Source organism: Nocardia sp. NPDC060255 (genome assembly GCF_042727395.1).
Taxonomy (GTDB): Bacteria; Actinomycetota; Actinomycetes; order Mycobacteriales; family Mycobacteriaceae; genus Nocardia.
The window spans coordinates 1-20,833 of the sequence record NZ_JBHXAU010000048.1; the positions used below are offsets into that span (position 1 = coordinate 1).

Consider the following 20,833-nt stretch of genomic DNA (forward strand, 5'->3'; position numbering starts at 1 on the left):
GACTGGTTCATCGGATGACCGGAGTAGTGCTGGGCGCGTCAGGTGGGGTACCCGACCTGCTCTACCGCGGCCTGGGTAATAAAGGTGCGGTTGGGTGCGGGAGGACTGGCTGTGGTGCTGTTCTCGAGCGCTTTGGACGGGAGTGAGGATGTCGTGTGGCGGTTTGGGGCCGCTGGGGCTCCGATGCGCGCCCTTTGTGGTGGCCGAACACCCTTTCTTTAACCTGCACACCCGTTGTACCGGGTGTTCGGGTGACAGAAACGGTGAGCGCCTGGCACTGAGTGGGTGGGCATGATCGTCGGGGCCGTTGTTGGCAACAGCCGCAATCTTTCTCGGGATTCGCGGTTGCTTCTGGGCGACCACGGTGGGTGTGGATCTTGGGGGGAGTGCGGATCTCGCCGGGGGGTGATATTGCCTGTATCGAATACGTAAAGATGCTTGCGGCAAGGGAATCGGTGGGGTCACCGTGAGGGGTCGAACTGCGGCGGGGTCGGAGGAGTGGTGGCGACAGACGTAATCGGCAAGATTGCGCGCGTGACCGCGGCAATCCGGCCGGACCATCTCGGTGAGGTGGTGATCGAGGTGCGGGCGGGGACCGAACGATTCCTGGCGCGGGCCGCCGACGGGGAGACAACCATTCCGAAGCACACCCAGGTTCTCGTGATCGGGAGCCTGGGTGGGCGCACGGTCGAAGTCACTCCCTTGAAATGAAGGTGCATCATGGACGTCCAAATCTTGGTCGTCATCGGGATCGTCGTCGCTCTCATCGTGTTGGCTGTGCTGTTCCGCCTGTCCTGGCGGGTCGCCGAACCCGATGAGGCACTGATCATTTCGGGCTTCCGAGCCGGTGAAGGACCGTCGGGGGTCGGCGAGAGCATGGGGTTCCGCATCGTCACCGGCCGCGGCAGTTTCATCATGCCCGGCCTGACCAAGGTGCGCTTCATCTCGCTGGAGGCGCACGAGAGCCAGATCCTGGTGCCGTGCGTGAGCCAGCAGAAGATCAACCTGGAGCTGGGCGGGGTGGTGGTGTACAAGATCGGCGACGACTACCGGTCCATCGCCAACGCGGCGCGCCGCTTCCTGGATCGTCCCGCCCAGGAGCTGGAGACCAAGGTGCAGAACGTCTTCGTCGGGCATCTGCGGGCCATCGCTGGCTCGATGACCGTCGAGGACATGATCAGTGATCAGGACAAGTTCTCCGAGCAGGTGCGCGACCGGTGCTCACAGGAGATGGAGTCGTTCGGCTTGGTGATCGACAGCTTCCAGATCCAATCGATCGCCAGCGGCTCGAATTACATTGCCAACCTGGCGATTCCGCATCAGGCGGCGGTGGAGCAGAAGGCCAGGATCGCGCGGGCCAACGCCGACCGGGAGGCCATCGAGCAGGAGCAGGCGGCGCAGCGGCAGATCGCGCTCGCGATGCGCGACACCCAGATCAAGAAGGCGGAGTACCAGGCCGAGATCGACAGCGCCAGCCAGGAAGCCGCGCAGCAGGGGCCGCTCGCGCAGGCCACCGCGCGGCAGGCGGTGGTCGAGGTCGCGACGAAGGTGTCGCAGCTGGAGGCGCAGCAGATGGAACAGCAGCTGCAGGTGGAGGTGCGCAAGCCCGCCGACGCCGAGGCCTACCGGCAGACCACCCTGGCGACCGCCAGCCGCGACGCCCGGATCAGCCAGGCCGAGGCCGACGCGCAGGAGACCCGGTTGCGCGCGGAAGCCGCTGCGGCACAGACGAAGATGCAGGCTCTCGCCGAGGCCGAGTCGATCAAGCTGCGCGCGGCGGCGCAGGCCGACGCGACCCGGCTGGCCGGTCAGGCCGAGGCCGACGCGATCAAGGCGCGCGGCTTGGCCGAGGCCGACGCGGTGCGCGCGCACATGGCGGCCGAGGCGGCGGGCATCCAGCTGCGGTCCGAGGCGATGAGTCAGAACCAGGAGGCGGTGATCGCCCAGCAGATCGCCGAGAAGCTGCCGCAGATCGTCGCGGCGGCCGCGGCACCGTTCGAGCACATCGACAGTTTCACCGTGCTCAACGGGGCCCAGGGCGTGACCTCGGCGCTGGCCGAGATCATTCAGCAGGCGGGCGCGCTCACCTCGATGGCGCGCGAATCACTGGCTCCGGCAATGACTTCCGGCGTCAAGCCCGCAGAGAACGGCCAGGTCGGCGCCGACCTGCCGAAGTAGCTCAGCGACTTTCCGCTGACCGCGGCGTCATAACCTGGTGCGCGACGCTCAATATTCGCCGCGCACCAGGTTTTTCGGTTCTTCGCCCGCCGCGAAGCGGATGATCTCCGCGCGCACCACGGCATAGCCGCGCTCGAAACTGCCGGTGCTGCTGCCGCCGACGTGCGGGGTGAGCAGCAGGTTCGGGACGGTCCACAGCGGGTGGCCCGGTGGCAGCGGCTCGGGGTCGGTGACGTCGAGCGCGGCGCGCAACCGGCCCGACCGCAGTTCGGCCACCAGTGCGTCGGTCTCGACGATCGGGCCGCGGGCGATGTTGACCAGGATGGCGTTGTCGTCCATCGCGGCAAGGAATTCGGCGTCGACCATACCGATGGTGCGGGACGTGACCGGGACAGTCAGCACGACAACGTCCTGCCCGGGGAGCAGACCTGGCAGTTCGTCGACGCCGTGCACGCCCGCGCGGGCCTGCGAGCCGACCAGGGTCACCACCGTGTCGAAGCCGGTCAGTCGACGGACCAGTTCGGTGGCGAGGTCACCCGCGCCGATGATCAGAATCCGCTTGCCGATCAGCGTCTGGGTCTGATGGAAGGTCCACTGCTGCGCGCGCTGAGCATCGACGAAGCCGCCGAGTTCGCGGTAGATGTGCAACAGCGCGGCCACCACCCATTCGGCAGAACTGCCGCCGTGTGCGCCACGTCCGGTGGAAAGTCGTACGCCGTCGGGTAACTGGCTGACCCAGCCGTCGGCGCCCGCGGTCATCATTTGCACCAGTCGCAGCTTGGGCAGCCGAGTCAGATCGACCGAATCGGCCCGCGAGAGAAACTTCGGGACGAGCACCTCCGCGTGCTCGGCGCCGTCCGGCAGCGCCTCGCCCGCGTTGTACCGCAGTGGTTGTACCCCGTCGATTCCGGACAGCGCCGCGACTCCGTAGTCGTCCGGCACGAGAACTATGACCGCCATGCTGGCCAGGTTAGCGGTCACGGCGAGGCGCGCGCCGGGTTGCGTCCGGACTTTTTCCGGCCGGTCAGCCCGTGGAAACGGTTTTGTCCGTAACTGTCTCAGTCAGTGAGAGAATTGAGCCGAAACGGCCGCAGAGTGACATATCAGTCGGTTAAATTATGCCTCGCCGGGGGGAGCCGGTGGAATCGAGGTAACGGTGGTTGTCGACAGGGTCGCTCGGGTGTCCGAGCCACTGGTGCGGTGGGGATTCGATCTAGTCATCAAGAGTTTGCGGACCTTCGGACGGACGCTCCAACTCGCGGCCGCCGCGTTCAGCTACCTCATCGGCGACATCATCAGGCTGCGCCATCCCTGGCGGGACACGCTGCAGCAGGGCTGGTTCATCGTCAGCGTGACCGCGATTCCCGCTGTGCTGGTGGCAATTCCGTTCGGCGTGATCGTTTCCGTTCAGGTAGGCAGCCTGACTCAGCAGGTCGGCGCCACCTCGGTGGCCGGAGCGGCGGGCGGACTCGGCGTCATCCGGCAGGGCGCGCCCATGGTGACCGCGCTGCTGCTCGGCGGCGCGGCCGGGTCGGCGATCGCCTCGGATCTCGGCGCGCGCACCATCCGTGAGGAGGTGGATGCGTTGCGCACCATGGGCATCGACCCGGTGCGGCGGCTGGTCGCGCCGCGGCTGGCGGCGATGATCGTGCTGACGCCGCTGCTGTGCCTGCTGGTCATCTTCATGGGGGTGTTCACCGGGTACGTGGTGGCGGTCGGGTTCCAGGGGGTGACGCCGGGCAGTTACCTGTCCTCGTTCGCGGCCTTCGCGACCATGGCCGATCTCTTCGTGGCGATCGCGAAATCGGTCATCTTCGGGGTGATCGTGCTGATCGTCGCCTGCCAGCGCGGGCTGGAGGCGACGCACGGACCCAAGGGCGTGGCGAACGCGGTGAACGCCGCCGTGGTGATCGGGGTGATCGCCGCGTTCGGCGTGAATCTCGTGATCACCCAGCTGGTTTCGATGTTCCTGCCGCAAAAGGTGGGCTGATGACGGAAGTTCCCGCCCAGTATCGCCCGTTCGGCCGGGCCGGTCGCCTCGTCGAGCGCGGCGCGCGCGGACCGCTGACGCTGTTCGAATCGCTCGGCCACCAACTGACTTTCGTGAGCCAGGTGCTCGCCGCGGTGCCGCACACGCTGCGCGCCTACCGCCGGCAGACCATGCTGATCCTCACCGACATCACCTGGGGCAGCGGCAATATCATCGTCGGCGGCGGCACGGTGGCGGTGCTGATCTTCCTCGGCGTCGCGGTCGGCGGCTCGATCGGCGTGGAGGGGTTCACCGCGCTGAACATGGTCGGCATGGGTCCGCTGACCGGATTCGTCTCCGCCTACGCGAATACCCGGGAGATGGCGCCGATGGTCGCGGCGATCGGCTTCGCGGCGCAGGCGGGCTGCCGGATGACCGCCGAGATCGGCGCGATGCGCATCTCCGAGGAGATCGACGCGCTGGAAGCCATTGGTATCCGGCCCATTCCGTTCGTGGTGACCACCAGGGTGATCGCGGGGATGATCACCATCGTCCCGCTGTACCTGCTGACGCTGATCCTCAGCTACCTGTCCTGCGCGGTGGTCGTCAATGTGCTGCACGGTCAGTCCTCGGGCACTTACTACCACTACTTCGACGCCTTCCTGCAACCCGGCGACGTGATCGCGTCGCTGATCAAGGCGACGGTGTTCGTGGTGATGATCATCCTGATCCACGGCTACCAAGGGTTTTACGCGACCGGCGGGCCGGAGGGCGTCGGGCGCGCGTCGGGCCGGGCGATCCGCGCGAGCCTGGTGCTGGTGGTGATCGCGGACATGATCATGACGATCGTCTTCTGGGGTGTCGATGTCGGAATCAAGATTTCGGGGTGACGCGTGCCGATATTCGTTGATCATTCAGGGCGCACCGCCGGGCGGTGGACGCTGCGGCTGCGCGGGCTGGTCGTCGCCGCGATCATCCTGGTGGTGGCCGTGTTCACCACGCAATACGCGCAGGGCAAGTTCGCCGGCCGGTTCGCCCTCACCATCGACGCGGCCACCCTCGGCGAGGGGCTGGCGCCGGGCGCGGAGGTGAAGTTCCGCGGCTTCGGGATCGGTACCGTGCGCAAGGTCGAGACAGTCGACTACGGCCACCAGCGCATCGAGTTGTCGCTGGACCGCACCCAGGCCGCCGCGCTGACCGACGACGTGTCGGCGCGATTCACCTCGTCGAACATCTTCGGCTCCAGCGCAATCGAATTGGTGAACACCGGCAAGGGCGGGCGGCTGCCGGAGAACACCACGCTGTTCATCGGCGCCAACGCGACCAACGCGACCGTGTCGAGTGTGTTCCGCCGGGCGGCGCGGCTGACCCAGGTGCTCGACTCCGACACCGTGCGCGCGCTGTTCGATCTGCTGCTGGACAACACCGCCTCGCTCGGCCCGGCGGTGCAGTCGTTCTTCGCCACCGCCAGGGTGCTCGCCATGAATCAGCGTGCGCCGCTTGGCCATTACCTGGATATCGGCGCGGATATCGGGACAGGCGCGGCGCAGGTGACGCCGCCGGTGGTCGATGTGATCCTCGGCGTGCTCGACAACAGCGAGTATTTCGGCTCCGCGGCGAACCGGGAGCGGACGAAGCATTCGCTGTCCACGCTGGACACCGCGCTGCTGCTGCCGGTCACCGACCTCTTGCGCAGGGACAACCCCGATCTGGCCACCATCATCGGCGGCGTGCTGGATCTGGTGGTGCCGATCAGCGCGTCCATCGGCACCGTCGCGCCCGCGTACAACCGGCTGCCCGCCCTGCTCGCCCGCATCGACAGCGCGTTCCCGGTGGTCGGCGGCCGGGTGCAGCTGCAACTCGAGCTGATCGTGAAAAACATGCCCTACCTGGCTGATTCGATCATCGGGGTGCCGCGATGAACAGTGTCACCGGCGCGGCCGTCAAGCTCGGCATCTTCGTCGCGATCGTCGCGGTGTGCTCGGCCTTCATTGTGGCCGCGCTGAATACGCCGGTGCCGGAGGACAAGGTCTCGTATGACGCTGTCTTCACCGATATTTCGGGCCTCTACGCCGGGGACGTGGTGCGGATGTCGGGGGTGGCGGTCGGGAAGGTCGACAGCGTCGCGTTGGACGGCCCGCACGCGCGGGTCCGGTTCACCGTGGACCGGCAGCGCCCGATCTACGACAACACCGAAGCCGCTGTGCGATACCAGGATTTGATCGGGCAGCGCTACATCGAGTTGATGACCGGGAAAGCCGTCGGGGTGCGGCTCGCGGCGGGTGCCACCATCTCGGTGGAGCGCACGATTCCGAGTTTCGATGTGTCCAAGCTGTTCAACGGCTTCAAACCGCTGTTCGACACCTTGGATACGGCCCAGCTCAACCAGTTCGGCACCAATATCCTGCGGGTGCTGCAGGGCGATGGCAGCGGCATCGGTCCCGCGCTAGCCGATCTCGACCAGCTGACCAAGCATGCCAAGAGCAGCGAGGCGGTGGTGGTGCTGCTGATCCACAACCTGGGCGAGATCTCCCGCTCGATCGGCGGAAAGTCCGCTGCGGTCGGCGATTTGGTCAAACAGCTGAACGGCGTACTGAGCGCGTTCGGCAGCCGGACGGCGACGATCATTACCGCCATCGAGCAGGCCAACCGCACCCTGGTGCCGCTCATCCCGCTGCTCGAGGAACTGCAAGGGGCCTACGACCAGAGCTACCTGCCGCTGGACGGGCTGTTGCGCAGGCTGCTGCCGCAAACCGATCAGCTGGTCGAAATCCTTTCCCTGGTGCCGTCGTTGCTCGCCGGGCTCAACCAGAACATCCCTGCCAGCGGCACGGCGAAGACCTACTCGTGTGCAGGCGGTGAGCTCGGGCTACCGGGCATCGGCAATGTCGTGCTCGGCAATCAGAAGCTGGTGGTGTGCAAATGAGCAGTGCGACAAAGCAACTGGCGGGTTTGCCGTTACGGCTGTTCGGCGAGCTGAAACAGCTGCGTGCCGCGAAGTCGGAATCGTGGTCCCAATTGCGTTGGGGCATAGCGGGTGTGCTGCTGAGCGTGCTCGCCCTGCTCGCCGCAGCGGTGCTGTACGTGGTGCCTTTCGGAGAGCAGTCCTATACGGCGGACTTCCGCTCCTCAGGCGGCGCCCGCACCGGTGACGAGGTGCGGATCGCGGGCATCAAAGTGGGCCAGGTCCGTTCGGTGGACCTGGTCGGCGACCACGTGGAGGTGCGCTTCGGCGTCGACCGCGACGTGCACGTCGGCGACGCCTCGTCGGTGGCGGTGAAGATGCTGACACCGATCGGCGGGCACTACCTGTCGCTGGCTTCGCAGGGGGAGCCAGCGCTGGGCGGCAAGCACATTCCGCCGGAGCGGACCAGCACACCGTTCGAGCTGACCGACATCATCGACGTGGCCACCCCGGTGCTCGGCCAGGTGGACGGCAGCACGCTGCGCAGCACCATCGCCGAGGTGAATGCCGCGCTGGCGGGTCAGCCCGACGCGGTGCGCTCGATCATCGGCAACTTCAACGACCTGACCGGTGTGCTGGCCGACCGGTCGAAGCAGCTGGATTCGGCGGTGCAGGTGTCCGACGAATACATCGGCGCGATCGCGACCGACCGGGCGGTGCTCGCCGATTTCGTGCACGAACTCGGCGTTGTCGCGGTGGTGCTCGGGCAGCGCAAGGGGGAGGTCGTCCAGGTCTTCGAGCTGTTGCGGCGGTTCTTCGCGGTGCTGCATCGGCCGGTGATGGCCTATGGCGATTCGATCGAGCCGTCCGTGGCCGAATTCGAGGACCTGTTCAACAAACTCGTGCAGGATCCCGGCCGGCTCGACACGGTCATCGCGGGGATCAAGGACTTCATCGGGAAGATTTCGACGATGCTCGGCGCGGACGGGGTGACCATCGATCAGTCCGCCAGCGTGGTTCGTGGTCCGGCACTGTGCATTCCGTTCGAGGGGAGGGCGTGCTGATGCGGGCCTGGGGCAGAACAGGTTTGGTGATCGCGGCGGTCGTGGTCACGGTCGCGGTGGTGTTCGGGGTGAGCGGCGCGACCTGGATAGACCGCGTTCAACCCGCCAAACAGACCATGTGTGCCGAATTCACCGACACCGTCGGGCTTTACGAGGGCAACAGCGTCACCATGCTCGGTGTGGAGGTGGGCACCGTCTCGGGTATCGAGGCGCGCGGCGATCGTATGCAGGTGACGATGTCGATCGACGGCAAGCTCGCGCTGCCCGCCGATATCCGGGCGGTGACCATGTCCAGCTCGATCGTCACCGACCGGCACGTCGAGCTGACCAAGACCTACACCGGCGGACCGAAATTCGATACCGCGCATTGTATTCCGCTGGAGCACACCAAGACTCCGGTCGGCATCAGCGACGCGCTCGACGCGCTCGGCCGACTGTCCGGCGACCTGCTCGGCGGGCAGCAGTCACCGACGCCGGGCGCGCCGTCGGACACGCTGCTCGATCAGACGATCACCGGCGCGGTCCGCTCGCTGGATGGCACCGGGCCGCAGTGGAATGCCTTGTTACAGCGGCTGTCTCAGGTTATCGGGAATCCGGCCGACCGGGATGTGGTGATCCGCAGGCTCGTCGACAATCTCGACCAGCTCACCACGATGTTCATCACCAACTGGCCGGATATGCAGGCGCTGCTGGACAATTTGAAGAACGGCGTCCAACTGGTCGACGGTTTCTCCGCGGAACTGTCCAGGGCGGTCGATCTCGCGCTGCAGTTCCTGCCCGTGATCGCCCGCAATGTCGGCAAGTACGACCAGCAGTCCTACGAGTTCCTGGATCGGATCGTGCCGGAGGTGCATCGGTTCGCGGTGCTGGCGGGCAGCATCGTGGATCTGCTGGTGCAGTTGCCGCCGTTGAACAATCGGCTGGTGCAGGTGTTCGACCCGGCGACGGGCGCCGTGCGGGTGAATTACCGTCCGCCGCACTACGAGTCGGCGGACGGTAGTCAGCCGGGCCTGGCCCGGGTGATCCTCGGATCGTTGGGGGCACCGTGAAGCGTTTGATACCCGTGCTCGCCGCGATGGTGTTGCTGTTGACCGGCTGTGGTTTGCGCGCGACCGACGTGCCGATCCCCGGGACCTATCTGGCGGGGGACACCTTCTCGATCCGGATCGAATTCGGTTCGGTGCTCAACCTGCCGGACCGGGCCAAGGTCATCGCCGAGGGCGTCGAGGTCGGCATGCTCGACCGGATCGAGCTGATCGGCGATACCGCGGTCGCCACGGTCGACCTGAAATCCGATGTACAGCTGCCGAAGTCGACCACTGCGGAACTGCGGCAGAGCACGATCCTCGGCGATATCCATATCGCGCTGCAGGCGCCGCCGAACGCCGGTCCGCCGTTCCTGGTGAACGGCGACGTCATCCCGCGCTCGCGCACGGTGCCCGCCGCCAACGTGGAGGACATCCTGCGGGCGCTGTCGAACATCGTCACCGGCGGCCGCTTCGGCGAAATGCAGCAACTCGTCGCCAGCGTCAACGCCTCCTTCCCGACCGACCCGGCGGATCTGCAGCGCATCCTGACCGGCGGCAAGAACGCGCTGCACGACCTCGTCACACACAACGACGACATCGACCGGATCCTGGCCGCCGCGGCCAGCGTGACGACCACCCTCGAGGCGAACAAGGACAACGTCGACCGCACCCTCACCCTCGGGCCGAGCCGCGCCGCCGGGCTGTCCGACGTGCTGTTCGGTTTGGTCCAGCTGATCATCGACGGCGGCGAATTGGCCAGGTATGTAGGCGATCTCGCGCTGCCGCTGCGTGGCGACCTGCACGACATCATCAGCGTTCTTGCGCCCGCGGCGCTCACCATCGCGAGTGCCGACACCACGGTTCCGATGAACGTCGACGCGATGAACCGGCTGTTACGCGACAAGCTGATCCCGTTCTTCAGTGCGCCACCGAACATTCGGGTGCAGCGGCTCGGCGCGGAAGCCGTCGCCGCCGACGCGTCGGCTCGTTCCGACGAGATGATCCAGGTGCTGCGGTCGATAGGAATGGTCCGATGAAGCTGTCCGGTCCGGTCTCGCTGGTGCTGCTGCTGGTGATGACGGTGGTGTGCGCCGCGTACATGGCCGTCGGGGTGCTCGACATCGATCCGCGTCGGACGACGAATACTGTGACGGTGCTGATGGATTCGTCCGGCGGGCTGATGCAGACCTCGCAGGTCGACCTGCGCGGCATGCGAATCGGCAAGGTGCGCGCCATCACCGCCACCGGCACCGGGCTGGCGGTGCGGATCGAGCTGGACGCGAAGTATCAGGTGCCGATCGGCAGCGAGGTGCACGTCAGCAACCTGTCGGCGGCGGGCGAGCAGTTCATGGACTTCCGGCCGACCGGAACCACCGGCCCGTATCTCGCCGACGGCAGTGTCATTCCCGCGCACCAGGTTCGGATCGCGACGACGGTCAGCGAGGCGCTGGCCAAGCTGGACGTGCTCAACTCGCAGATCGACCCGGCGAAGATCGAACAGCTCGCCGCGATTCTGTCGCAGGGGTACGCGGGGCGGGAAAAAGAGATCGCCAACCTGACCAGGACGCTGACCATGACGGCGCAGCTGCTGCACGACAAGCGCGACGAGATCACCCGCCTCTACCTGAACGGTCAGGACCTCGCGGAGAACTTCAACGGATACGGGCCGGTGATCGGCGGCTGGGCCGAAGATTTCACCCAGGTGCTGCCCGACGTGGTGCACCTGATCCAAAGCTTCCAGGGTTACTCCTATGCGGGCGAACATATCTGGGACGAGCCGCTCGGCCCACTGGTGCAGAAGATCGACCAGTACCTCGCGGTGCTCGGCCCCGACCTCTCACACATCGCCACCGCACTGAAGCCGTCCACCAGCGTGCTGAAACCCGTTCGGGTGGACGCGGGTTCGATCATCGACCTGCTCTCAGCGACCTTCCCGGAAGACGGGACAGCCCGAATCACGCTCGACGTTCCGAAATAGAGAGTTGAGGCCACCATGACGAACGAGCCCGTAGACGCAGCCGAAACCGGTACCGAGCCAGCGCCTGAGGCTGTCGTTGCCTCGGCGCCCGAGACGGTTCCCGCCGCAGGATCCGAGGGGGTTGCCATTGCGGCACCCGAGACGATTGCTGTCTCGACGCCTGGGGCCGTTGCTGCTTCGACTCCGGAGACGGCCGTCGCGTCGGCGGCTGAGGCCGTTTCTGCCCCGACTCCGGAGACCGTCGTCGCCTCGACGCAAGAGTCCTTCGCCGTCCCAACGGGCCCAGGTATTGCCGCGCCTTTCGCAGCGTCGAACGGCTTGTGGCGGAACGGGATCGGTTACGTCCTCGGCGGCCTCACCGTTCTGCTCACGGTGCTCAGCATCGCGCTCGGCCTGTCCTGGCAGTCCACCTCAGATGATCTCAGCACACTGCGGCAACAGAACACCGACCGGGACAAGGCCGCCGAGATCGCGAAGGACTACACGCTCCGCTCGCTCACCTACGACTACAAGAGCCTGCCCGCGTTCTTCGACGGCGTGCAGCGCGGAACCTCCGACGCGCTGCGCAAGCGTTACGACGAGGTGCACGAAACCCTGGCCAAGATCATGACCGAGGCGCAGGTCGTGGCCACCGGACAGGTGCTCGGCACCACGGTGGACGCGCAGGGCAACGATCAATACTCGGTGACGGTGTTAGCTACGCAGAAGACGCAGAACATCCAGCAGCCGACCCCGGCGACGGTGCCGAACCTGCTGGTGGTCACCGTGGCGAAGAACGGCGGCAACTGGCAGGTCGTCGACTACGGCCCGAAGGGCGAGTCAGCGGCGCGTTGATAAGCTGACGAGCTATTTGTCCTGGTTCTGTCGAGAGGGAGTGCTGTGCCGGAGCAGCCCCGCCGTGGTCGGCCACCGCTGGCCGGCCTGCCGGAACGACGCAGGCAGCAGATCATCGAATCGGCGTACGCCGTGTTCGTCGAGCGCGGGTACGAGGCGACCGCGATCTCCGATGTGGCCGCGCACGCCGGTATCGGGCAGGGCACGGTGTACCGGTACTTCGGGAGCAAGCGGGAAATCCTGGACCAGGTGGTCGATTTCGGCTTCGGGAAGCTGATCGACGCGTTGGAGCCGCAGTCGCTGCTGAGCCGTCCGACGTCGTCCGAGGAACTGCTGGCCGTAGTGCAGGCGGCCATCGCGCGGTTGTACGCGATGCTGGAGCATGATCCGGACTTCGTTCGGCTGGTGCTCGTAGAGGCGAACGCTATCGACAAGGAGCTGAGTGATCGGCTGCTCGGCGTCGAGTTGCTCGTGAGTGCCTTTGTGGCGCAAGAACTTCGGCGCGGTGTCGCGGCGGGTTGGATCCGCGCCGACATCGATCCCGAGGTGACCGCGCACACCACGCTGACCCTGGTGGTGCCCGGGTTGCTGCAGGAGATGCGCGGCGACAACACGCCGCAGGCGCGAGAACGGGCCACCGCCGGTGTCCTCACGTTGCTCGAAAAGGCCTTGCGGCCACGCGATCCCGTCGCTGCCGGACATACTCGATGAATGCCGCCAAACGCCGGGCTGAGCTTGTTTTCTCCGCTTATGAACTGTTCGTGGACAAGGGATATCGTGCGGTTGTCGTCGCCGATATCGTTGCCCGCGCAGGAGTCAGCCACGGCACGTTCTACAACTACTTCACCAACAAGCGTGACGTCCTCGACGCGGTCATCGATCACTATTTCGCGTTGATCCGGGACCGCGTGTTCGCTCGGGCGGTGACCGGCCCGCCGCCGCAGACCCTCGACGAGTTCTGTGCGCTGTTCGGGCGCATCATCGATCACTGCTACGAATTGGTCACCGAAGAACCGGGTTTGATGACCTTCATCCTCATCGAGGCGACCTCGATCGATGACCGGGTGGCCGAGCAATCGCTCCGAAATCTGACGACCTACGGCGACGAGGCCACCGCGTGGATCAAGAACGGGATTGCCCTCGGGTATATGGATTCCGCGCTCGACCCGAGACTGTCCGGTGAGATCCTGCTCTCGATTCTGTTGTCCGCCTTGCTGTCCGCGATCCGTGCCGGAGAGGACGGGCTCGATCAGGAACGCGTCCGAACCGACCTCATCGGGTTCGTCCGGGCGGCACTCGAACCCTAGCGGCGGCCGAAGCGGGCGGTGGCCTCGAGGATCGTCTTGCGCATGGTCGGGCTGCCGGTGTGGCCGGAGTCGTCGATGACGTGCAGTTCAGCGTCGGGCCAGGCCTGCACCAATTGCCAGGCCGTCTGCAAGGGCGAGCTGAGATCCAGTCGTCCGTGGATCAGCACCGCCGGGATTCCGGCGAGTTTGTGCGCGTCACGGAGCAGCTGTCCGTCGGGGAGCCAGGCGTTGTTGGCGAAATAGTGCGTGCAGATCCGGACGAAGGCGAGCATGGCGGCGTCGGGTTTGCTGCTGTATTGGCCTGGATTGCCGAGGGATTCGTGCGAGATGACGGCGTCCTCCCACGCGCACCAATCGCGCGCCGCCTTCGCGACCACCGCCGGATCGGGATGGTTGACCAAACGGCTATATGCGGCAACGAGATTCCCGTTCCGCTCGGATTCCGGCAGTGCGTCACGGAATGCCTCCCACGGTCCCGGCAGGAAGCGGGCGACACCGTGATAGAGCCAGTCGGTCTCTTCCGGACGGGTCATGGTGACGCCGATCAGGATGATCTGCGAGACCCGCTCGGGATACTGTTCGGCGTAGGCGAGTATCAGGGTCGATCCCCAGGAACCGCCGTACAGCAGCCACTTTTCGATGCCGAGGTGAACCCGCAGCCGCTCCATGTCGGCGATCAGGTACTGAGTGGTGTTGTGTGTCAGATCGACATTCGGGTCCGAGGCGTGCGGCAGGCTCTCGCCGCACCCACGCTGGTCGAACTGGACGATGCGATAGATCGCGGGATCGAAGCTCTTGCGCGCACCCCGCTTACCTCCGCTGCCCGGTCCGCCGTGCACCACCAGGGCGGGTTTGCCGTCCGGATCACCACTGGTCTCCCAGTAGATCTGGTTACCGTCCCCGACGTCCAACAGTCCATGCGCATACGGCTCGATATCAGGAAACGGCTGTGCCACTACGTTTTCCGTACCCACTGGCGACTCCCACCTCTCGACCACGGCCGTCCCCGAGCGTAGTCAACCGGATTCACAGATCCTCCACGCGGCTAGTCGTGGCGCTTGGAGCCGTGTGGATTACGCGGACTGCTTCGCCGGGGCGGGGGCGTCGACGGTTTCGCGGGTACGCAAGGACGCCCAGAGGGCGGCGGTGGCCGCGACGCAGGCGGCGGCGCCACCGACGTGGATCACGACGAGAGCTGCCGGGACGTGGGTGAAGTACTGCACGATGCCGACCAGGGATTGCGAGCAGACCAGGGCGAGCAGCACGAACAGGCGTTTGCGGACCGCCGGGGTGATGCCGACCGCGAACAGGCCGAAGGCCAGTCCGATCAGCAGCGCGAGGTAGCCGACAAGCAGTTGAGAATGCAGGTGCACCAGGGTGACGATCTCGACCTGCAGGCGCTCGACCGGCCGCTCGATGCTCTTGTCGCCCGCGTGCGGTCCGGCACCGGTGACCAGGGTGCCTGCGATCAGCACGCCACTCATGGCGACTGCGCTGAGCGCGGTGAGCCAGCGCAGCGGCGCGGGCGCCTGCACGGTCTCGATGCCGTCGTCGGGTTGGTTGATCTTCGCGTAGAGCACCACCGACAGCCAGACCATCAGCATCGATGCCAGCAGATGCACCGAAACGGTCCACCAGAGCAGGCCGGTGCGCACGGTGATGCCGCCGATGATGCCCTGCAGCAGGGTGCCGCCGGGCATCAGCCAGGCGTAGGTGAGCACGTCGCGGCGGCGCCGGGCGCGGGTGACCGCGAGCACGATCAGCGCGGCGCACAGCGAGACGGCGAAGGTGAGCAGCCGGTTGCTGAACTCGACGGTCTGATGCAGCACCGGCACCTCGGAGACGCCGATCGGGGTGAAGCTGCCGGGGAAGCACTCCGGCCAAGTAGGGCAGCCGAGGCCGGAGGCGGTGACCCGGACCACGGCGCCGGTGACGGCGATGCCCGCCTGCGAGAGGATGACCGCGATCGCGATCAGCCGCTGCACCCGCAGCGAGGGCAGTGGCAGCTTGTCGACGAGTCGCAGGAAGGCGCGATACAGCACGTCACGATGGTAGAGCACGGTCAACTACACGCTGTCGTTGGTACCGAACGCGGCCCTTGCGGTGGGCTATTCGAAGCGGAAGTAGCGGGCGGCGAGCACGCCGGAGACCGCGCCCCAGCCGGCGAGCACGGCGACGCCGAACCAGTCGATGCTGCTGCGCATCGCGTCCTCGAGCGTGACCGCCAGTGCACCGGAAGGGATCAGGCGGGCCAGCACATTCACCGCGGTCGGCAGGTCGTCGGAGGCGAACACCACGCTGGCGATGCCGAGCATGACGAACCACAGGATGTTCGCCAGCGCCAGCACGATCTCCGCCTTCAACGTGCCGCCGAGCAGCAGGCCCATCGCCGCGAAAGTCGCGGTGCCGAGCGCGATCACGAGCGCGCCGAGCGCGAGTCCGGCGGGCTCGGGCCGCCAGCCGAGCGCGAAGCCGATGGCGCCGAGCAGAATCGCTTGCAGCACAACGACGATCAGCACCGCCGCACTCTTGCCCGCGATGATGCCCCAGCGCGGCAGCGCGGTGGCGCCCAGCCGCTTCAGCGCGCCGTAGCGGCGGTCGAAGCCGACGGCGATGGCCTGTCCGGTGAACGCGGTCGACATGACCGCCACCATCATCACCGCGGGCACGATCTTGTCCACCCGGTCGTCGCCCAGGTCGCCGAACGGCAGCAGGCTCAGCCCGACCAGCAGCGTGATCGGAATGAACATGGTGAGCAGCAGCTGTTCGCCGTTGCGCAGCAACAGGATCAGCTCGAGTCGCGTCTGCGCGAGCATCATCGCGGCGCGCGAGTTCGGCCGTGGATCGGGCGCGAAGGTGCCCGGCGCGAAACGGTTGGTGGTCAGGTCGGGCTGAGTCATCCGCGTAGGTCCCGTCCGGTGAGTTCCAGGAAGACGTCTTCGAGCCTGCGCTGATCGATCCGAATGTCGGTGGCCAGCACGTTCACTCGCGCACACCACGCGGTCACGGTCGCGAGCACCTGCGGATTGATCTCGCCCTCCACCAAATACGTGCCCGGCGTCGTCTCTCGTGGCGAGAACCCCTCGGGCAGCGCAGATTTCAACAGCTCCAGATCGAGTTTCGGTGGGGCGGAGAAGCGCAACTGACCGGCCGCGCCGTGCGCGGTCACCTCGGCGGGCGTCCCCGACGCCACGATCCGCCCGTGATCGATGATCACCAGCTGATCGGCGAGCTGTTCCGCCTCATCCATCAGATGCGTGGTGAGCACGACCGTCACCCCGTCCCGCCGCAACGCATCGATCAGCTCCCACACGATCAGCCGCGCCTGCGCATCCAGCCCCGCCGTCGGCTCATCCAAGAACACGATCTCCGGCTTCCCCACCAGCGCACAAGCCAACGCGAGCCGCTGCTGCTGTCCGCCCGACAGCCGCCGATAAGGCGTGCCGCGATTGTCCTGCAATCCGAGCGTGCGCAACAACCATTCCGGATCCAGCGGATCGGCGGAATACGCGGCGACCAGATCGAGCATCTCGCCCGCCTTCGCCCCCGGATAGGCACCCCCGCCCTGCAACATCACCCCGATGCGAGGCCGCAGCCGATCAGAATCGGCGATCGGATCGAGCCCGAGCACGCGCACGGACCCCGCATCCGGCGTCACGAACCCTTCGCACATTTCAACGGTAGTGGTTTTGCCCGCCCCGTTCGGACCGAGCAGCGCGAGCACCTGCGCGCGTTCGACCTCGAAGCTCAAACCGTCGACCGCGGTGGTCTCGCCATAACGTTTGACGACACCGTCGACGCGAACGGCAGGTCCGGAGGCTCGGGTCACGATGTCACACCGTAAGAGGTGGGCACTTGTGACGGAGCCGACACCCCCCGCTGGCCGCGCCACGGCAGTTTGTTGCGGGTGATCACGAAGAACAGCACTGTGACTATGACGGTGGCGATCGCGGCGCCGACTATTTGAAAGACTTCGAGGTCGGCGCCGCGGGGCATCAGGATGACGCTGACGATGGCCGAGAAGGCTACGGCGGGAACACGGAAGATGGGGCGAGTGGCCCAGGCGGCCAGCGGCACGATCGCCCACAGCAGGTACCAGGGCTGGACCACGGGGAACAGCAACACGATGGCGCCGAGTGCGACACCGAGCGCGCCGACCGCGTGCAGGCGGCCGATGCCGGTCGCGATCAGCATGCGGACCGCGAGGAACCCGGCGATCACCGCGGCGATCGGACGGGTGATGCTGAGTAACGCGGTGGTGTGGTCGCCGAGTCCGAGCAGCACCCCGCCGAACCCGGTGATGATGCCGAGCACTGTCGGCACCGACATCCAGCTGCGTACCGCGTTGGCGACATTGAGGGTGTGGATCCAGCCGAATCCGAGCCCGCTCGCCGCACCGATGAAAACTGTTGTGCTGATGGCGATCGCGCCGAGCAGAGCGGCTGCGACGGCAACGGTGCGCAGCGTGAACCCCCAGCGCCGGGCCAACGCCATCCCGACGAAGCCGAGCGCGATGATCGAGGTGAGCTTGATCGAGGACGACATGGCGATGACAATGGCCCCGCCTATCAACCACGTATAAGCACGTCCGTCGAACGGATGGATGTCCTCGATGGCGTGCAGGCAGAGCTCCAGACCGGCCAGCATCAAGCCGAGCATCAGCGCGTCGTTGTGCACGCCACCGATCAGATGGAACAGCACCAGCGGGTTGGCCGCGCCGAGCCACAGCGCGCTGACGGGCGCGACGCCGCAGCGCTGGGACAGCCGAGGCAACGCCCAGACGATCAGCGCCACACCGGCGATCGCAAGCGCCCGGTGCACCCACACGCCGAGGATTATGTTGTCGCCGGTGAGTTCGGCGATGCCACGGCCTATCCAGAGGAACAGCGGACCGTAGGGCGCCGGTGTCTTCTGCCAGATGGTCGGCACATTGTTGGTCAGCACGTTATCGATGCCGAGCCCCGCGACCGGTCCCTCCTGATAGGGATCGATGCCGCGTGCCGCGATTTCGCTTTGTGCCAGATACGAATACACGTCGTTGCTGAACAGCGGTGGTGCGACGCTCAACGGGATGATCCAGAGCAGCAGTGTGCGGTCGAGTTGGGAGCGGCTGAGGCGGTGGCGTGGGGCGCCGCCGATGCCGCCGACGGCGAAGCGGCCGAGCAGCAGCCAGGCGAGCACGACCACGACCGTGCCGGTCATGCACATGGCGAGGGAGCCGGTGTGCGCTCGGGCGAAGATGCCGAGGACGCGCACGCCCGAGGTGGGGTTCTGGTGTACCGGTTGGGCGCCGATCCCGAGGGCGCTGATCGCCATCAGGACGGTTCCGGTGGCGCCCATCAGGCGGATGCGGTCGAGTTGGACGCGTTCCTTCGGGTCGAGGCCGGGGACTTCGGTCTCGTCCTGGTGCAGGACCGCGATCGTGTGATCGGCGGTCGGCACGTCCAATCCGAGTGCTCGGCGCCCGAATGCCAGTGTCCTGCGCCGCGCGCCCTCCAGTACCGCCACGAGACGAAGCATAAGGGGCGCGGTCGGGCGGAGTCCGGCCACTGACCGTGCGAGGCCCGCTGACCGGCAGTGCTCGTTCCGTTCGGTAGCGTCGCCGGCCGGGGCACAATCAGACATATGGTTTCGGAGTCCAGGCGGCGGATCGAAGTCGCCGCGTGCGGGCTGCTCGCGCGGCATGGCTATCACGGGTTCGGTCTGAAGGCGTTGAGTGAGGCGGCCGGATTGCCGTATGGGTCGATCTACCACCACTTTCCGGGCGGCAAGGAGGAGATCGCGGTCGCCGCCATCACCGGGACGGGGACGTTGACGGGGAAGATGATCCGGCAGGCGCCGACGGATGTGTTCGCGACGACGACCACCATCTTCGATTTCATGGTCGGCAAGCTGGCCGCCTCGGACTGGGACGACGGCTGCCCGATCGGCACGCCCGCGCTGGACGGCGGCAGCGATGTCGAGGCGATCCGCGCCGCGTGCGTGTCGGCGTTCGAGGCGATGGAGCAGGCGTTCGCCGGCATGCTCGCCGAGTTGGGGTTGTCCGCGCAGGACGCGGGGGAGTTGGCCACCACGGTGGTCGCCGCGTACGAGGGCGCGACCATGCTGGCCAGGGTGCGGCGCTCGGAGGCACCGCTGCACACGGTGGCCGCGGCGATGGAACGGCTGATCCGGGTGACGTTCACCGAGGCGGGGTTGCCGAGTGCCGAAGCGGCCGTGGCGGATACGGGTCCGTCGGGTACCGGGTCGTCGGATATCGACATGGGGATGCCTGCGGCGGACGTGGCGCCGTCGGTCGAGGCGAGGGTGGAGGCGGCCGCCGCGGAGTCCGGAAATGTTCCGGAAATTGTTGCTGAGCAGTGGAATTCCCAGTTGGGTATTGACTAGAAAGAACGTTCTAGCGAAACTCGACGCATGAAGCGTCTGATGTTGACCGGCCCCGGCGAGCTGCGGTGGGAAGAGCACCCCGAACCCGAGCTCACCGGGCCGGACCAGGCGCTGGTGCGCCCGATCGCCCTGGCCACCTGCGATATCGATCCGGCCGTCCTGCGCGGCGCCTTTCCGCTGCCCGGCCCCTACCCATTCGGGCACGAGGGCGTGGCCGAAGTGGTCGCGATCGGGGACGACGTGCGCGCCGTCACGGTCGGTGACCGGGTGGTGGTGCCGTTCCAAATCTCTTGCGGCACATGCCATGCCTGCCTGCGCGGCCGCACCGGCAACTGCACCAGTCACCCGCCGTTGTCGTCCTACGGCCTCGGCCCGCTCGGCGGCTTGGACTGGGGCGGGCTCTGGGCCGACCTCGCCCTCATCCCGCACGCCGACGCCATGCTCGTGCCGCTGCCGACCGGCATCGACCCGGTGGCCGTGGCCAGCGCGAGCGACAACATCCCGGACGGTTATCGCGCCGTCGGCCCGCAGCTCGCCGACAACCCCGGCGCCGAGGTTCTGGTGATCGGCGGACCGGCGGCTCCGTCAATAGGTCTCTACGCCGCAGGCCTTGCGGTCGCGCTCGACGCGGCCCGCGTCGTCTACCTGGACGACTCCATCGAACGCTTGGAAATCGCGAAGTCGTTGGGCGCGGAGGCAATCGAAGGTCCGCGCGACGCTCGTGTCGGCCGGTTCCCGATCACCGTCGAAGCCGCGGGCGGCGCCAAGGCGCTGCGCGCCGCGATCGACGCCACCGCCTACGACGGCTGGTCGACCAGCGTCAGCGTCCAGCCCACCGACGTGCCACTGCCGATCTTTCAGATGTATTCGCGCTGCTGCACGTTCCACACGGGCCGCGCGCACGCCCGTCCGGCCATCCCCGAGGTGCTGGAATTGGTGGCCGCGGGCCGGTTCGATCCGTCGCTGGTTACTACCCGGACAGCAAACTGGGACGAGTCTGTCGACGCGCTTTTGGAGACGCCGATGAAGCTCGTCGCTGTCCGCTGAACGGTCTCGGCGAAGTGGTCAGCCGACCATATGTGATGTAACGCACTGGACACGATGAACGCGAGATTGATCGTCGAAGCGTCGGTCGCCGAAGTGGCCGACGCTTCGACCGCGAACAGCTCGCACGCCCGAGCGT

Annotated in this window: 21 protein-coding genes; 15 read left to right on the forward strand and 6 right to left on the reverse strand. The window is 66.7% G+C overall.

Features of this window, described 5'->3' with window-relative positions:
• The first annotated feature begins 534 nt into the window (after window positions 1-534).
• Both ACFWF1_RS43310 and ACFWF1_RS43315 read left to right on the forward strand, forming a co-directional pair.
• Entirely contained in the window at window positions 535-711 is a 177-nt protein-coding gene (locus ACFWF1_RS43310; protein ID WP_379289043.1) for a hypothetical protein, read from the forward strand.
• A 9-nt stretch (window positions 712-720) separates the two neighbouring features.
• A complete protein-coding gene (locus tag ACFWF1_RS43315; protein WP_379289045.1) occupies window positions 721-2,178 on the forward strand; it encodes a flotillin family protein in 1,458 nt (485 codons plus the stop codon).
• A gap of 48 nt (window positions 2,179-2,226) precedes the next feature.
• On the opposite strand, the gene ACFWF1_RS43320 is transcribed toward ACFWF1_RS43315, so the two are convergent.
• Window positions 2,227-3,138, reverse strand: coding sequence for a 2-hydroxyacid dehydrogenase (locus tag ACFWF1_RS43320; RefSeq protein ID WP_379289047.1), 912 nt, complete (start codon window positions 3,136-3,138; stop codon window positions 2,227-2,229).
• Window positions 3,139-3,334: 196 nt separating this feature from the next.
• Here ACFWF1_RS43320 and ACFWF1_RS43325 point away from each other — a divergent pair, with 196 nt between their 5' ends.
• The 11 genes from ACFWF1_RS43325 (at window position 3,335) to ACFWF1_RS43375 (ending at window position 13,263) form a co-directional block, all read left to right on the forward strand.
• Window positions 3,335-4,168 carry an MlaE family ABC transporter permease gene (locus ACFWF1_RS43325; RefSeq protein ID WP_379289049.1) on the forward strand — a complete coding sequence of 278 codons (834 nt, stop codon included), beginning with the start codon at window positions 3,335-3,337 and terminating at the stop codon, window positions 4,166-4,168.
• Window positions 4,168-5,037 carry an MlaE family ABC transporter permease gene (locus ACFWF1_RS43330; RefSeq protein WP_379289051.1) on the forward strand — a complete coding sequence of 290 codons (870 nt, stop codon included), beginning with the start codon at window positions 4,168-4,170 and terminating at the stop codon, window positions 5,035-5,037. The genes ACFWF1_RS43325 and ACFWF1_RS43330 overlap by 1 nt, the downstream gene beginning before the upstream one ends.
• Before the next feature lie 3 nt (window positions 5,038-5,040).
• Window positions 5,041-6,069 (forward strand): MlaD family protein, encoded by a 1,029-nt coding sequence (locus ACFWF1_RS43335; RefSeq protein ID WP_379289053.1) that lies wholly within the window; start codon window positions 5,041-5,043, stop codon window positions 6,067-6,069.
• A complete protein-coding gene (locus tag ACFWF1_RS43340) occupies window positions 6,066-7,073 on the forward strand; it encodes an MlaD family protein (protein ID WP_379289055.1) in 1,008 nt (335 codons plus the stop codon). Before ACFWF1_RS43335 ends, ACFWF1_RS43340 begins: the two co-directional genes overlap by 4 nt.
• Window positions 7,070-8,116, forward strand: coding sequence for an MlaD family protein (locus tag ACFWF1_RS43345; RefSeq protein WP_379289057.1), 1,047 nt, complete (start codon window positions 7,070-7,072; stop codon window positions 8,114-8,116). Before ACFWF1_RS43340 ends, ACFWF1_RS43345 begins: the two co-directional genes overlap by 4 nt.
• On the forward strand, window positions 8,086-9,165 hold the full coding sequence (locus ACFWF1_RS43350; RefSeq protein WP_379289059.1) for an MCE family protein: 1,080 nt from the start codon (window positions 8,086-8,088) through the stop codon (window positions 9,163-9,165). Before ACFWF1_RS43345 ends, ACFWF1_RS43350 begins: the two co-directional genes overlap by 31 nt.
• A complete protein-coding gene (locus ACFWF1_RS43355) occupies window positions 9,162-10,181 on the forward strand; it encodes an MlaD family protein (protein ID WP_379289061.1) in 1,020 nt (339 codons plus the stop codon). Before ACFWF1_RS43350 ends, ACFWF1_RS43355 begins: the two co-directional genes overlap by 4 nt.
• Window positions 10,178-11,122: an MlaD family protein gene (locus ACFWF1_RS43360; RefSeq protein ID WP_379289063.1), complete on the forward strand. Its 945-nt coding sequence runs from the start codon at window positions 10,178-10,180 to the stop codon at window positions 11,120-11,122. Before ACFWF1_RS43355 ends, ACFWF1_RS43360 begins: the two co-directional genes overlap by 4 nt.
• A 318-nt stretch (window positions 11,123-11,440) precedes the next feature.
• Window positions 11,441-11,956 carry a hypothetical protein gene (locus ACFWF1_RS43365; RefSeq protein ID WP_379289065.1) on the forward strand — a complete coding sequence of 172 codons (516 nt, stop codon included), beginning with the start codon at window positions 11,441-11,443 and terminating at the stop codon, window positions 11,954-11,956.
• A 45-nt stretch (window positions 11,957-12,001) separates the two neighbouring features.
• Window positions 12,002-12,667, forward strand: a complete 666-nt coding sequence (locus ACFWF1_RS43370) for a TetR/AcrR family transcriptional regulator (protein ID WP_379289067.1) — start codon at window positions 12,002-12,004, stop codon at window positions 12,665-12,667.
• Window positions 12,664-13,263 carry a TetR/AcrR family transcriptional regulator gene (locus tag ACFWF1_RS43375; RefSeq protein WP_379289069.1) on the forward strand — a complete coding sequence of 200 codons (600 nt, stop codon included), beginning with the start codon at window positions 12,664-12,666 and terminating at the stop codon, window positions 13,261-13,263. The genes ACFWF1_RS43370 and ACFWF1_RS43375 overlap by 4 nt, the downstream gene beginning before the upstream one ends.
• Here ACFWF1_RS43375 and pip read toward each other — a convergent pair.
• From pip to mptB, 5 genes are all read right to left on the reverse strand, one after another.
• Window positions 13,260-14,237 carry a prolyl aminopeptidase gene (gene pip, locus ACFWF1_RS43380; protein WP_379289071.1) on the reverse strand — a complete coding sequence of 326 codons (978 nt, stop codon included), beginning with the start codon at window positions 14,235-14,237 and terminating at the stop codon, window positions 13,260-13,262. The two genes, ACFWF1_RS43375 and pip, sit on opposite strands and share 4 nt — an antisense overlap.
• Window positions 14,238-14,336: 99 nt before the next feature.
• Window positions 14,337-15,305 carry a heme A synthase gene (locus ACFWF1_RS43385; RefSeq protein WP_379289277.1) on the reverse strand — a complete coding sequence of 323 codons (969 nt, stop codon included), beginning with the start codon at window positions 15,303-15,305 and terminating at the stop codon, window positions 14,337-14,339.
• A gap of 66 nt (window positions 15,306-15,371) precedes the next feature.
• Window positions 15,372-16,163, reverse strand: a complete 792-nt coding sequence (locus ACFWF1_RS43390) for an ABC transporter permease (protein ID WP_379289073.1) — start codon at window positions 16,161-16,163, stop codon at window positions 15,372-15,374.
• Window positions 16,160-17,092 (reverse strand): ABC transporter ATP-binding protein, encoded by a 933-nt coding sequence (locus tag ACFWF1_RS43395; RefSeq protein WP_379289075.1) that lies wholly within the window; start codon window positions 17,090-17,092, stop codon window positions 16,160-16,162. The genes ACFWF1_RS43390 and ACFWF1_RS43395 overlap by 4 nt, the downstream gene beginning before the upstream one ends.
• Complete coding sequence (gene mptB / locus ACFWF1_RS43400) at window positions 17,089-18,783, reverse strand: polyprenol phosphomannose-dependent alpha 1,6 mannosyltransferase MptB (RefSeq protein WP_379289077.1); 1,695 nt, start codon at window positions 18,781-18,783, stop codon at window positions 17,089-17,091. Before mptB ends, ACFWF1_RS43395 begins: the two co-directional genes overlap by 4 nt.
• Window positions 18,784-18,888: 105 nt before the next feature.
• Between mptB and ACFWF1_RS43405 the strand changes: the two genes are divergently transcribed.
• Together ACFWF1_RS43405 and ACFWF1_RS43410 are read left to right on the forward strand one after the other, a co-directional pair.
• Complete coding sequence (locus ACFWF1_RS43405; protein ID WP_379289079.1) at window positions 18,889-19,650, forward strand: TetR/AcrR family transcriptional regulator; 762 nt, start codon at window positions 18,889-18,891, stop codon at window positions 19,648-19,650.
• A gap of 27 nt (window positions 19,651-19,677) precedes the next feature.
• The gene (locus ACFWF1_RS43410) at window positions 19,678-20,697 is read left to right on the forward strand and encodes a zinc-binding dehydrogenase (RefSeq protein WP_379289081.1); all 1,020 of its coding nucleotides are present in this window, start codon (window positions 19,678-19,680) and stop codon (window positions 20,695-20,697) included.
• Window positions 20,698-20,833: the final 136 nt, after the last annotated feature.